Source organism: Azoarcus sp. DD4, from assembly GCF_006496635.1.
Classification (GTDB): domain Bacteria; phylum Pseudomonadota; class Gammaproteobacteria; order Burkholderiales; family Rhodocyclaceae; genus Azoarcus.
Genome location: NZ_CP022958.1, coordinates 4,206,586 through 4,219,900 on the forward strand (window position 1 = coordinate 4,206,586; position 13,315 = coordinate 4,219,900).

Annotated in this window: 12 protein-coding genes; 5 read left to right on the forward strand and 7 right to left on the reverse strand. The window is 67.1% G+C overall.

Features of this window, described 5'->3' with window-relative positions; translation table 11 throughout:
- The first annotated feature begins 1 nt into the window (after position 1).
- The 4 genes from CJ010_RS19445 (at position 2) to CJ010_RS19460 (ending at position 2,985) form a co-directional block, all read left to right on the forward strand.
- A complete protein-coding gene (locus CJ010_RS19445) occupies positions 2-643 on the forward strand; it encodes a deoxynucleoside kinase (protein ID WP_141019585.1) in 642 nt (213 codons plus the stop codon).
- 84 nt (positions 644-727) lie between these two features.
- Positions 728-1,543 (forward strand): 3-methyl-2-oxobutanoate hydroxymethyltransferase, encoded by an 816-nt coding sequence (gene panB, locus CJ010_RS19450; protein ID WP_141019586.1) that lies wholly within the window; start codon positions 728-730, stop codon positions 1,541-1,543.
- 17 nt (positions 1,544-1,560) lie between these two features.
- The gene (gene panC / locus CJ010_RS19455) at positions 1,561-2,388 is read left to right on the forward strand and encodes a pantoate--beta-alanine ligase (protein WP_141019587.1); all 828 of its coding nucleotides are present in this window, start codon (positions 1,561-1,563) and stop codon (positions 2,386-2,388) included.
- Positions 2,389-2,538: 150 nt separating this feature from the next.
- Positions 2,539-2,985, forward strand: coding sequence for a CBS domain-containing protein (locus CJ010_RS19460; RefSeq protein ID WP_141019588.1), 447 nt, complete (start codon positions 2,539-2,541; stop codon positions 2,983-2,985).
- Positions 2,986-3,027: 42 nt separating this feature from the next.
- Here CJ010_RS19460 and pepN read toward each other — a convergent pair whose 3' ends face one another.
- From pepN to CJ010_RS19495, 7 genes are all read right to left on the reverse strand, one after another.
- Positions 3,028-5,700: an aminopeptidase N gene (gene pepN / locus CJ010_RS19465; RefSeq protein ID WP_141019589.1), complete on the reverse strand. Its 2,673-nt coding sequence runs from the start codon at positions 5,698-5,700 to the stop codon at positions 3,028-3,030.
- A 90-nt stretch (positions 5,701-5,790) separates the two neighbouring features.
- A complete protein-coding gene (locus CJ010_RS19470; RefSeq protein WP_141019590.1) occupies positions 5,791-6,687 on the reverse strand; it encodes a universal stress protein in 897 nt (298 codons plus the stop codon).
- 13 nt (positions 6,688-6,700) lie between these two features.
- Positions 6,701-9,430: a cation-transporting P-type ATPase gene (locus CJ010_RS19475; RefSeq protein WP_141019591.1), complete on the reverse strand. Its 2,730-nt coding sequence runs from the start codon at positions 9,428-9,430 to the stop codon at positions 6,701-6,703.
- Between the two features lie 125 nt (positions 9,431-9,555).
- Positions 9,556-10,056 carry an RDD family protein gene (locus tag CJ010_RS19480; RefSeq protein ID WP_141019592.1) on the reverse strand — a complete coding sequence of 167 codons (501 nt, stop codon included), beginning with the start codon at positions 10,054-10,056 and terminating at the stop codon, positions 9,556-9,558.
- The gene (locus CJ010_RS19485; RefSeq protein ID WP_141019593.1) at positions 10,053-10,502 is read right to left on the reverse strand and encodes a DUF3106 domain-containing protein; all 450 of its coding nucleotides are present in this window, start codon (positions 10,500-10,502) and stop codon (positions 10,053-10,055) included. The genes CJ010_RS19480 and CJ010_RS19485 overlap by 4 nt, the downstream gene beginning before the upstream one ends.
- Positions 10,475-10,888: a DUF3619 family protein gene (locus tag CJ010_RS19490; protein ID WP_141019594.1), complete on the reverse strand. Its 414-nt coding sequence runs from the start codon at positions 10,886-10,888 to the stop codon at positions 10,475-10,477. Before CJ010_RS19490 ends, CJ010_RS19485 begins: the two co-directional genes overlap by 28 nt.
- Complete coding sequence (locus CJ010_RS19495) at positions 10,885-11,703, reverse strand: RNA polymerase sigma factor (protein ID WP_240794417.1); 819 nt, start codon at positions 11,701-11,703, stop codon at positions 10,885-10,887. The genes CJ010_RS19490 and CJ010_RS19495 overlap by 4 nt, the downstream gene beginning before the upstream one ends.
- Between CJ010_RS19495 and CJ010_RS19500 the strand changes: the two genes are divergently transcribed.
- Complete coding sequence (locus CJ010_RS19500; RefSeq protein ID WP_240794418.1) at positions 11,632-13,284, forward strand: acetolactate synthase 3 catalytic subunit; 1,653 nt, start codon at positions 11,632-11,634, stop codon at positions 13,282-13,284. The genes CJ010_RS19495 and CJ010_RS19500 overlap by 72 nt on opposite strands.
- Positions 13,285-13,315 lie beyond the last annotated feature (31 nt).

The following is a 13,315-nucleotide window of genomic DNA, read 5'->3' on the forward strand; positions in this document are numbered from 1 at the left end:
CATGCTCGACAAGGCCCGCTACATTGTCGTCGAAGGTCCGATCGGCGCCGGCAAGACCTCGCTCGCACGGCGGCTGGCCGAGCGGTTGCCGGCCGAGACGATGTTCGAGCAACCCGAGGCCAATCCCTTCCTGGGCCGCTTCTACCAGGGTTCCGACCGCTGGGCGCTGGCCACGCAGCTGTCCTTCCTGTTTCAGCGCTTCGACCAGTTGGGAACCCACGCGAACGACCAGACCGAAGGGCGCCGGGTCGTGTCGGACTTCATCCTGGAAAAGGATCCGCTGTTCGCGACCCTCAATCTCACCGACGACGAACTCGCGCTCTACCGCCGCATCTTCGACGCGATGAAACCCGCCGCGCCGCCGACGCCCGACCTGGTGATCTACCTGCAGGCCAAACCCGAGACCCTGGCCGAGCGCATCCGCAAGCGCGGCATGGACGCCGAGCGCCGCATCACCGAGACCTACCTCGAACGCGTCGCCGAGCGCTACGCGCGCTTCTTCTACGAGTACGACGCCTCCCCGCTCTTCGTCGTCGATGCCGGCGTGCTCAACCCCGTCGATCACGACGAGGATTTCGAGCTACTGCTCGACCGCTTACGCAATATGCGTAGTTACCGGGAGTTCTTCGGCTACGCCGGCTGACCCCTCCGCGCACCAATAAGCTTATCCGGACTTGTGCATTGCACCAGTTTGGGGAAAACTTCCGCCTCCTCAATGGAGTCTGCCATGAGCTACCTTCAGGACGACAAGCCCGTCACGCTCTTCGAACTCGGCAAGATGCGCGCCGAGGGCCGCAAGATCGCGATGCTCACCTGCTACGACGCCAGCTTTGCTGCACTGCTTGAGCGCAATGGCGTGGACGTGCTGCTGATCGGCGATTCACTCGGCAACGTGCTGCAGGGCCAGAAGTCCACACTGCCGGTCACCCTCGAACATATGGCCTACCACACCGAATGCGTGGTACGCGGCAGCAGCCGCCCCTTCGTCGTCACCGACATGCCCTTCGGCAGCTACCAGGAAAGCCCGGAGCAGGCGATGCGCAACGCCGCCCGGCTGATGGCGGCCGGCGCCGAGATGGTCAAGCTCGAAGGCGGCGCCTTCATGGCCGAGACGGTGCGCTTCCTGGTCGAGCGCGGCGTGCCGGTGTGCGCCCACATCGGCCTCACCCCGCAGTCGGTGCACCAGCTCGGCGGTTACCGCGTGCAGGGTCGCAGCGAAGAGGGCGCGGCGCAGCTCAAGGCCGATGCGCTGGCGCTGGAACAGGCGGGCGCGGCGCTGATGGTGATGGAGATGGTGCCGGCCGCCGTCGCCAAGGACATCACAGCCAGCCTCTCCAGCATGGCCACCATAGGCATAGGCGCCGGTGCCGATTGCGACGGCCAGGTGCTGGTGCTGCACGACATGATCGGCGTCTATCCCGGCAAGAAGGCCCGCTTCGTCAGAAACTTCATGGCCGGCGCCGACAGCATCGACGCAGCGGTCGCCGCCTATGTCGCCGCGGTGAAGGACGGCACCTTCCCGGCGCCGGAACACTGCTACTGAACGCACGGGTTGCCCGCATGCAGATCCATCACACCATCGCCAGCCTGCGCGCCGCGCGCTCCCAGGCCGGCCGCGTCGCCCTCGTCCCGACCATGGGCAACCTGCACGACGGCCACATCGCGTTGATGCGCCAGGCCGGCCAGCATGCCGACTGCGTGATCGCCAGCATCTTCGTGAACCGCCTGCAGTTCGGCCCCAACGAGGACTTCGACAAGTACCCGCGCACGCTGCAGGCCGACTGCGAGCGGCTGGAGGCAGCCGGCGTCAAGCACCTGTTCGCGCCCGACGAGACCGAGATGTACCCCCAGCCGCAGCGCTACCACGTCGACCCGGCGCCGGCGCAGGTGTCCATTCTCGACGGCGAGTTCCGCCCCGGCCACTTCCGCGGCGTCGCCACGGTGGTGCTGAAGCTGCTCAACATCGTGCAGCCCGACGTCGCGCTGTTCGGCAAGAAGGACTACCAGCAGCTGATGGTGCTCTCCAACATGGTGCGCGAATTCGCCATGCCCATCGAAGTGCTGCCGGGCGACACCGTGCGCGCCGACGACGGCCTCGCGCTGTCCTCGCGCAACGGTTACCTGTCGGCCGGCGAGCGCGCCGAGGCGCCGCGCCTCTACGCCCTGCTGTCGCGCATCCGGGATGCGGTGCGCGCCGGCGACCACGACTTCCTCAAGCTCGAAACCGAAGCGATGGCCGAACTCGAAGCCTGCGGCTGGGCGCCGGACTACATCGCCATCCGCCGTCAGGCCGACCTGCAGCCGCCGGTGCATGCCGACGATCCGCTGGTGGTGCTGGCTGCCGCCCGCCTCGGCCGTACCCGCCTGATCGACAACATCGAAATCTGACGCTGCGGACGGACCAGCCCCCGTTTGCCGGCAACCGCGACGCGGCATCAGGGTTCGCCCTTGTTGCGTCTGCAAAAGCCACGTACCAAGCTATGGTTAAAGCGTGCCGTGCACAGCGGCGCTTTCACCATGCCTGCGAGGGAGATGCAGATGTCCGTAACCGTGAAACAGATTCTGGAAGAAAAGGGCAACAAGACCTTGGCGGTCAGCCCCGCGTGTTCGGTTTTCGAGGCACTCGGCGTAATGGCCGAGCATGACGTCGGCTCGGTGATCGTCACCGACAACGACCGGCTGGTCGGCATCTTCACCGAGCGCGACTACGCCCGCAAAGTGGTGTTGAAGGGGCTGGGATCGCGCGACGTGCAGATCAGCGAGCTGATGACCCCCAATCCTTGCACGGTAACGCCGGCGCACACGGTGGACGAGGTCATGAACATCATGACCGAGAACCGTTTCCGCCACCTCCCGGTGGTCGACCACGGCCGCATCGTCGGCATCGTCACCATCGGCGACATGGTGAAGTCGGTGGTGAGCCAGCAGCAGGCCACCATCCGCCATCTGTCCAGCTACATCGCAGGCGATATCGCCGTCAATTGAGCGCTGCAGCCGGGTGAGCCGCCCGGCTGCAGCGGGGCGTAATCAGCCCAGCGCCTTGCCGATCACCTCTTCGACGTCGGGCGACAGCCCCTCGCTCGTCAGCACGCGCTCGAGTTGCGGCCGGATGCTCGCCTGCAGCGCCGGCGTGTAGCGCTTCCAGTTCTCCAGCGCGCGCGCCATGCGCGCCGCTACCTGCGGGTTCTTCGCGTCGAGCGCGATCACTTGCTCCGCCCAGAAGGCATGGCCGCTGCCGTCAGCCGCGTGAAACTCGCCCGCATTGGCGCGGAAGAAGGTGCCCAGCAGCGCGTAGACCTTGTTGGGGTTGGCCAGACTGAAGGCCGGATCGGCCATCAACTGCTTCACCCGTACCAGCGTCGGCTCGCTCCCCGCGTCCCAGCGCCAGGCGCCGGCCTGCAAGGCGAACCACTTGTCCAGCACCAGGGCGTCGTCGCGATAGCGCGCGTGGAAGGCGGCCAACGCCGCATCGCGCGCCGGACTGGCGCTCTGCACCAGCGCGGCGAGTGCGCCGAAGCGTTCGGTCATGTTGCCGGCCTGCGCGAAGGCGGTCTGGGCGTGGACCAGCCCCTGCGCGTCGTTCGCGGCGGCGAGGTAGCGCAGCGCGAGATTGCCCAGCGCACGCTTGCCGGCGTCCGCCGGATGGTAGCGATAAGCCCCCGGTACCCGCATCGATTCGAACAGTGCCAGCCAGTCGGCCGCGAGCTCGCTGCCGAGTTGACGCATGAGCCCGGCAAGGGCGGCGCGCAGCGCAGCCGGGTCGGCCGGTGCCATGCGTTCGAGCAGATAGGCCTCGCCCGGCAGGGCCGCAGCCTGGGCGCGGAAAGCCGGATCGAGCGAAGCATCGGTGAGCAGCGCACGGAAAGCGCCGACGAAGCTTGCCGGCGCCGCCATATCGCGCCCGGCTGCGAGCGCCAGAACCACGCGTTCGGCGTAGCGCTGCGCCGCATCCCAGCGATTGAAGGGATCGGCGTCATGCGCCATGCGGAAGCCGAGCCGGGCATCATCCTCATCCAGTTCAAGGATGACCGGCGCCGAGAAGCCGCGCAACAGCGACGGCACCGGCTCGGCGGCGAGGCCGACGAAGCGGAACGTCTGCTCCGACTCGGTGAGGGTCAGCACGCGGGTGGTGGCGCCCGACGGTTTCTCACCGTCGAGCTGCAGCGGCAGATCCTTGCCGTCCGGGCCGATCAGGCCGAGCGCGAGCGGGATCACCAGCGCCTCCTTGAGTGCCTGGCCGGGTGTCGACGGGGTGTGCTGGGCCAGCGTCAGCGTGTAGCTGCCGTCCGCGGCGTTCCAGCTGCCGCCCGCCTTGACCCTCGGCGTGCCGGCCTGGCCATACCAGTTCATGAACTGGTCGAGGTCGAAGCCGTTGTTGGCCTCCGACATCGCCTCGACGAAGTCGTCGCAGGTCACCGCCTGACCATCGTGGTAGCTGAAGTAGAGATCCATGCCGTTGCGAAAGCCCTCCGGCCCCAGCAGGGTGTGCAGCATGCGGATGACCTCGGCGCCCTTCTCGTACACCGTGGCGGTGTAGAAGTTGTTGATCTCCTGGTAGCTGTCGGGGCGGATCGGATGCGCCATCGGCCCGGCATCCTCCGGGAACTGCGCGGCGCGCAGCACGCGGACATCGTCGATGCGCTTGACCGCCCGCGCCGAAGCGGCGCCTTCCGGCCCCGCGGCACGCGCCAGCATGTCGGCCGAGAACTGCTGGTCGCGGAAAACGGTGAGGCCTTCCTTCAAGGTCAGCTGGAACCAGTCGCGGCAGGTGACGCGATTGCCCGTCCAGTTGTGGAAGTACTCATGGGCGACCACGCTCTCGACGTTCTCGTAATCGACGTCGGTGGCGGTATCGGGTTTGGCGAGCACGAACTTGGTGTTGAAGATGTTCAGCCCCTTGTTCTCCATCGCGCCCATGTTGAAGTCGGCGACGGCCACGATCATGAAGCGGTCGAGATCGAGTTCCAGGCCGAAGGTCTCCTCGTCCCAGCGCATCGAATGCACCAGCGACTCCATCGCGTGCTCGCAGCGGTCGAGGTTACCCTCCTCCACCCACACCTGCAGCAGCACCTTGCGGCCGGAGGCAGTGTCGACCTCGCGCTCCAGCGCCACCAGCTTTGCCGCCACCAGCGCGAACAGGTAGGACGGCTTGGGGAAGGGGTCTTCCCATTTCGCGTAGTGGCGGCCGCCGGGCAGTTCGCCGGCTTCGAGCAGGTTACCGTTGGACAGCAGCACCGGGCAGGCGGTGCGGTCGGCCTCCAGCGTGACGGTGTAGCGCGCCATCACGTCCGGACGGTCCGGGAACCAGGTGATGCGGCGAAAGCCTTCGGCCTCGCACTGGGTAAAGAAGCCGCCGTTGGAGAGGTAGAGGCCGGACAAGGTGGTGTTGGCCTTGGGGTCGATACGGCTTTGCACCTCGACCAGCACGCGCTCGCCGTCGGCATCGATCTCCAGCAGCGTACCGGCTTCGCGCAGCGCCTTGGGTGCGGCGCCGTCCACCGTCAGCGACAGCCGTTCCTGCTCCTCACCCCACAGCCGGATCGGGCCGGGCTCGGCCTCTGCGTTGCGGACACAGACCATGCGGCTGGTGACGACGGTAGCGGTGGGATCGAGCTGGAAGTGGAGGTCGATGCGTTCGACCGTCCAGGACAGCGGCCGGTAATCGGCGCGCGCGATGGTGGGGGCGTGTTCGGTTTTCATTCTGACTCCGGCTGCCGCGACGGACCCGCGGCCAAGCCTGCAGTTTAGCCCCCGCCCGGCGCCCCGCCAAAACCGGCGGCCCTGCCCGCCTCAGGCCGACGACCGATCCGCCACCAGTACATCGGCGGCGGCACGCGCCAGCACATGCTTGGTAACACTGCCCAGCAGCATGTCTTCAAGCATGCTTTGGCCATGTTTGCCGATCACGATGAGGTCGCAGTCCTGTTCCTGCTCCTGCTCGAGGATGAGCGTGGACGGCTCGCCGTGCAGCACGATGCGGCGCACGCCGGCATCCTCCAGGCCCGCCGCCGCGACCAGCGCGTTGATGCGCTCGATCGCCGCGCGCTTGGCTGCCACCCGCAAACCATGCACCGCATCCTCTTCAACCCCGGCCAGCCGCAACTTGCCCTCGAAGGGCACCTCGAAGGCATGCAGGAGAATCAGGTCTGCCTGCGGCGCCACCGCCCGCGCAAGACGCAGGGACGCCAGCGAGCGCACCGAGAAGTCGACCGGGACCAGCACCCGGCGATAGGGCTCGTGCGCAATCTGGCGCACCACCAGCAGCGGCCGCGAGAGCTTGCGCAGGACCCGTTCGGTGGTCGAGCCGACCAGCAGCTCGCGCATGAAACCAGCGCCCCGCGCGCCCATCACCAGCAAGCCGGCATCGACCGCATCGGCACGGGCTGCAATCTCGCCAAGCACCGACCCCACGGCGAGATGCACATCGGCGGTGACGCCATAGCGCTTGCCGATCTCGGCCGCCAGCTGACCGACCTGGTCGCGTGCTTCGTCGAGCAGGCGCGCGGTGACTTCGTCCGCCGACGCGGCCAGCAGGCCGCGCAGCGCATCGAGCGCACCCAGACTGACGACATGCGTCACGCCGAAGCGGGCGCCGGTTTCCCCCGCGAGCAGTGCGGCGCGGGCCACCGCATGGCGGGCCGGCGCAGACATGTCGGTTGCTGCAAGGATGTCTGCAATGGCGCTCACGCTGTCTCCTCCATCAGTCATGGGCCCTGTCATCGCGGTAGCGCAGCCAGGCCTTCTCGGCTTCGACGGCGAACAGCACCGCCACGCCGAAAGCAAGGATGCGCAGCCAGGCATCGACGCCGAGGGACTCGGTTCCGAACAAGTGTTGCATGGTGGGCCAGTAGGTAAAGAATGCCTGGCAGACCAGCAACAGCGCAATCGCGATCAGGACGTAGCGGTTTCCGAAAAAACCGGCACGATTGAGGATGGACCCGGAAAAGCTGCGCACATTGAAAAGGTAGAAGACCTCGCCGATCAGCAAGGCGTTCACCGCCGCGGTCCGTGCGGCATCGAGGCTGGCGCCACGCTCGACCTCCCACAGGAACATCCCCATGCCACCGCCCACCAGCAACAGGCCGACGAAAACGATGCGCCAGCCGAGAAAGCGTGTAAGCAAGGGTTCCGCGGGGTTGCGCGGCGGCCGCTGCATGATGTCCTGCTCCGGCGCCTCGAAGGCGAGCGCCAGCGCCAGCGTGACGGCGGTAATCATGTTCACCCACAGTATCTGCGCCGGCGTGATCGGCATCGTCAGCCCGAACAGGACGGCGAAGAACACCATGCCGGCCTGACCGATGTTGGTCGGCAGGATGTAGGCGATGGCCTTGCGGATGTTGTCGTATACGGTGCGACCTTCCTCCACCGCAGCGGCCACGGAAGCGAAATTATCGTCGGCGAGCACCATCTCGGCTGCCTCCTTGGCCGCCTCGGTGCCTTTCTGGCCCATGGCGACGCCGACGTCGGCGCGCTTGAGCGCCGGGGCGTCGTTCACGCCGTCACCGGTCATCGCCACCACCTCGCCGCGCGCCTGCAGCGCGCGCACCAGGCGCAGCTTGTGCTCCGGGCTGGCACGGGCAAACACATGGGTATCGACCACGAGCTCGGCGAGATGCGAGTCATCCAGCCGCTCGATGTCCGCGCCCGTCAGCACCCGCAGCTCCGCTGCGAGGCCGAGCTGGCGACCGATGGCGCCGGCGGTGGCGGCGTGGTCGCCGGTGATCATCTTCACGTCTATCCCGGCAGTCAGGCAGCGGGCCACCGCGCGCACCGCCTCGTCGCGCGGCGGATCGGCAAGCGCCAGCACGGCCAGCAGCGTGAACTCGCCACGCTCGACATCCGCAAAAGTGAGCGCGCCCAGCGCGTCCTCCCCCCGGCGCATCGCCACTGCCAGCAGGCGCATGCCCTGCGCGGCCAGCGCCTCGATCGCGCCCAGCCAGGCTTCGGGGGCCAGCGCGTGCTCGCCCGCCTGATGGAGCTGACGGCTGCACAAACCGAGCAGCCGTTCCGGCGCGCCTTTCAACAGCACGGTGCCCTGGCCATCGTGATCGTGATGCAGCGTCGCCATGAAGCGGTGTTCGGATTCGAACGGGATCACGTCGGTGCGCGGCAGCGCCTCGCGCTCGAAGGCGGCGTCGAGCCCGGCCTTGGCCGCAAGCGTGAGCAAGGCGCCCTCGGTCGGGTCGCCGACCACCTGCCAGCTACCGTCGACGTGCGCGAGGGCAGCATCGTTGCACAACAGCACCGCGCGGCCGATAGCCGCCAGCACCGGCTCGTCAGCCAGTTCCAGCTCGCGCCCGTGGCGGGCGAAACCGCCCGCCGGCCCGTAACCGCCACCCGACACCATCACCGGGCCATCCGCGGTGATCACCTGCTGCACCGTCATTTCGTTACGGGTCAGCGTGCCGGTCTTGTCGGAGCAGATCACGGTCACCGAGCCGAGCGCCTCGACCGCAGGTAGCCTGCGCACGATGGCGTTGCGCCTGGCCATGCGCTGCACGCCGATCGCCAGCGTGATCGTCATGATGGCCGGCAGGCCTTCCGGGATCGCGGCCACGGCGAGACCGACCGCGGCAAGAAACATCTCCCCCGGCGAATAATCACGCAGCAGGATGCCGAAGGCGAAAGCCAGTGCGGCGATCGCGAGGATCCCCCAGGTGAGGCTGCGGCTGAAGCCGGAGATCTGCCGCAGCAGCGGCGTGCTCATTTCCTCCACCGCATCGAGCAGCGCACTGATGCGACCGATCTCGGTGATCGCGCCGGTGGCGATGACGACGCCGACACCTTGTCCGTAGGTAACCAGCGTGCCGGAGTAGGCCATGCAGGTGCGATCGCCGAGCGGGGCATCCTCGGCGGCTTCGCCGGTGCCCTTGTCGACCGCCAGCGATTCCCCGGTGAGGGTGGCCTCGTCGATGCGCAGACTGCGCACCTCGACCAGCCTGAGATCGGCCGGCACCTTGTCGCCGGCGGCGAGGAAGACAATGTCGCCCGGCACCAGCGCGTCGGCCGCCAGGCTGATGCGACGCCCGTCGCGCAGCACCTGCGCCTGCAGCGACAGCATGTTGCGGATGGCATCGAGCGCGCGTTCGGCCTTGCCTTCCTGCAGGAAGCCGATCACCGCGTTGATCACCACCACGCCGAAGATCACACCGGCATCGACCAGGTGGCCGAGCGCAAGCGTGATCGCACCGGCGACCAGCAGGGCATAGATCAGCACATTGTGAAACTGCAGCAGGAAGCGCATCAGCGCGCCACGGCGCGGCGGTGGCGGCAAGGCGTTGGCGCCGCAACGAGCCAGCCGCTCCGCCGCCTCGGCGCTGCTCAGCCCGTCGCTGCGATCGACCGCCAGCGCATCGAGCACGGCCTCTGCGGGCCTAGTATGCGCCGTCGCCGGCGGCAGGCCAATGACGGCCTCGGATGTTCTATCCATGTGGGTGCGGATGCTGGAGCATTGCACCGAATATAACCGTTATCGCCGCGCCGGGCCTCCTTCAGCCGCCCCGATGTCATCCAACCCGCGCCGGACAACTCGCGGCTGAGCCGGCCAGGCGTTGTTCAGCCCTTGATGGCGGGCGGCAACAGCACCAGCCGGCTGCCGCCGAGCCGGTCGTGCAGGAACTGGTGATCACGGTCTACCAGCGCCCACAGCAGCCCGATGCCGAACAGCAGCACCGACGGCCAGGCCAATGCATAGCGCAGCCAGCAACGCGTCAGTCCGAGCGGCCGGCCGTCGGCATCGACCAGCTTGAGGCGCCAGGTCTGCATCGCCAGCGTCTGGCCGTTACGCCGCCAGTACCAGACGAAGTAGCAGCCGAGCACCGTGAACAGGTGCAGCCACGCAAACCAGCCCGGCGGCGACACCTGGAACACGCCGCCCACGATCAGGTAAGGCACCATGAAGGTCAGCGCCAGCACGCCGAGCAGCAGCATGGATTCGTACAGCATGCTCGCCAGCCGCCGCCGCAGGCCGGCCAGCTCCACCACGACGCGCGCGGAAGCATCCGGCGCAACGCTACGCGCGGCCTTCGCGCCGCGCTCCTTGCTCGTTCGACTCATCGATTGTCTTGCCCGGAAATCGTGCCGCCGGAACGCTGTGGCACGTCCACCACCCGTGGCTTGCGCGCCTCGGGTGGCAGGTTCTGGTATCGCTCCCATTCGGCGTTGAGATTGCCGCGCTTCTCCGGCGGCATGTTGCGCAGGGCGCGATAACGATCGCGCGCCTGATCGCGTTCGTCGGGCTGCAGCCGCGCCCAGTCGCGCATGCGTCCCTGCAGGCGCAGCTGCTCGTCGGTCGACAGACGGTCGTAGCGGGCAGCGATGCCCAGCCACTTGCGCCGCTGGGCCACAGCCATGTCATTCCACTCTTCCACCAACGGCGCCAGCACCTCGCGCTGCCGCTCGCCAAGCTCGGACCAGCGCGGCACGCCGCCCGGCGTGATTGCCGCGGCGGCGCAGGACAGGACAAGCCCGGCGATCAGGACCGCGAGTCTTGCTGCAACCATCGGGTGAAATCCGCGTCCAGATAGGCGTCGATTGGCAGTTCGTCGGCCAGCAGCGCCGCGTCGAGTTCTTCGAGGTCGATCAGTTGCGACCAGTTCGTCCAGTAGTCGCCGGCGTACAACAGGGCTATGACCGCCAGCAGGGCGCAGGCCTGCCGCACCCGTGCGCCGGCCATGCCCAATGCCAGCGAGCCCGCCAGCCGGCCCAGCAGGCCGGCCTGCGGACGATGGGCCTGCAACGCGCGCTCACGCGCCACCCTCAGGCGCTGCACGATGACGTCGTCGAGATCGTGGGCAGCGACGCCGAGATGCATGGCGACGCGCCGTCCGAACGCCTGTTCGTCCAGGGATTCCTCCGCTGCCGTCCGGTTGTGTGCCACCTGCTTCATGGCCTTACTCCCCTCGCCTTCAAGGCCGCGGCCAGCGTGTGCGTGGCGCGCGAACAGTGGGTCTTGACGCTGCCCTCGGAGCAGCCCATCGCCTCGGCCGTCTCGGCGATATCCATTTCCTCCCAGTAACGCAGCAGGAAAGCCTCCCGTTGACGATTCGGCAGCCGGGCAATCTCGCGCTCGATCAGCCCGAGCAGGTGCTTGCGCTCGAACTGTCCGTGCGGCGTGTCCGCGGTGGCTTCATCGCGGCCGTCGGCAAGCGTGTCGAGCGGATCGTTGCCTTCCTCGGTCTCCACCGTCAAGGCGGACAGCGGCGACACCCAGGTGCGCCGCACCTTGAGCCGCCGGTGCATGTCGAGGATGACGTTCTGCAGGATGCGCTGGAACAGCATCGGGAACTCATCGGCCGGACGGTCGCCATAGCGCGACGACAGCTTGAGCATGGCGTCCTGCACCGCATCCAGGGCAGCCTCTTCGTCGCGCAAGGACCAGACGGCCTGTTTGAACGCGCGCTTTTCAACGCCTGCGAGAAACGCGGAGAGTTCGACCCGGGAAGCCAGCGGTAAGTCCTTGAGAAGCCCGATCAAGCGGCGCGCCGTGGCGGCACTGCCGCAGCCTTGACCAATCCCCCCGCGACCGGTAACGTTCGCTGTTTCTTTGAACGTGATCTGAGCGAGTTTGCGATGGTGCTGACCGGAGCCGAAATTGTAATCAGGTGCCTGCAGGAAGAAAAGGTCGAATACGTGTTCGGCTATCCTGGCGGTGCCGTGCTGTACATCTACGACGCGCTCTTCCAGCAGGAACAGGTCCGCCACGTACTCGTCCGCCACGAGCAGGCTGCCGTGCACGCCGCCGACGGTTTCGCGCGCAGCACCGAAAAGGTCGGAGTCGCGCTGGTGACTTCCGGCCCGGGCGCCACCAACGCCGTCACCGGCATTGCCACGGCGTTCTGCGACTCGATCCCGATGGTCATCATCTCCGGCCAGGTGCCCACTGCGGCGATCGGCCAGGATGCCTTCCAGGAAGTCGACACCGTGGGCATCACCCGCCCCTGCGTCAAGCACAACTTCCTGGTGAAGGACGTGCGCGACATCGCGGCGACCATAAAGAAGGCCTTCTACCTCGCCAAGACCGGCCGCCCCGGCCCGGTGCTGGTCGACATCCCCAAGGACATCACGATCGCCAAGTGCGAGTTCGAGTATCCGAAAGAGATCTCGATGCGCTCGTACAACCCGGTGGTCAAGGGCCATCAGGGCCAGATCAAGAAGGCCGTCCAGCTGCTGCTCGAAGCCAAGCGCCCGATGATCTACACCGGCGGCGGCGTGGTACTCGCCAATGCGGCCGAACAGCTCACCAAGCTCACCCGCCTGCTCGGCTTCCCGGTCACCAACACGCTGATGGGTCTGGGCGGCTATCCGGCCTCCGATCGCCAATACCTCGGCATGCCCGGCATGCACGGCACCTACGAAGCCAACATGGCGATGCATTACAGCGACGTGCTGCTTGCCGTCGGCGCCCGCTTCGACGACCGCGTCATCGGCAACCCGGCCAACTTCGCCGAAGAGCCGCGCAAGATCATCCACATCGACATCGATCCGTCGTCGATCTCGAAGCGCGTGAAGGTCGACGTACCCATCGTCGGCGACCTCAAGGACGTGCTCGAAGAGATGATCCGTCAGCTCGAAGCCTCGCCGACGCGGCCGGACGCCTCCAACCTCGCCACCTGGTGGAAGCAGGTCGAGGAATGGCGCAGCCGCAAGTGCATGGAATTCAAGAACTCGGACGAGATCATCAAGCCGCAGTTCGTCGTGCAGAAGCTGTGGGAAGTCACCGGCGGCGACGCCTTCATCACGTCCGACGTCGGCCAGCACCAGATGTGGGCCTCGCAGTATTACCGCTTCGACAAGCCGCGTCGCTGGCTCAACTCCGGCGGCCTGGGCACCATGGGCGTCGGCCTGCCCTACGCGATGGGCGCCCAGTTCGCCCACCCCGATTCAACGGTGGCCTGCGTGACCGGCGAAGCTTCGATCCAGATGTGCATCCAGGAACTGTCGACCTGCAAGCAGTTCCGCCTGCCGATCAAGATCTGCAACCTGAACAACCGCTACCTCGGCATGGTGCGCCAGTGGCAGCAGCTCTTCCACGGCGGCCGCTACTCCGAGTCCTACATGGATTCGCTGCCCGACTTCGCCAAGCTCGCCGCAGCCTATGGCCATATCGGCATCCGCGTGGACAAGCCGGCCGACGTCGAAGGCGCGCTGCGCGAGGCCTTCACCACGCACAAGAACGACCTCGTCTTCCTCGATTTCCAGGTGGATCCGACGGAAAACGTCTATCCGATGGTGCAAGGCGGCAAGGGTCTGACCGAGATGATCCTCTCGGCCGAAGACCTCTGATTCCCCGCCAGTTCAGCCCGCACTTCGCCTA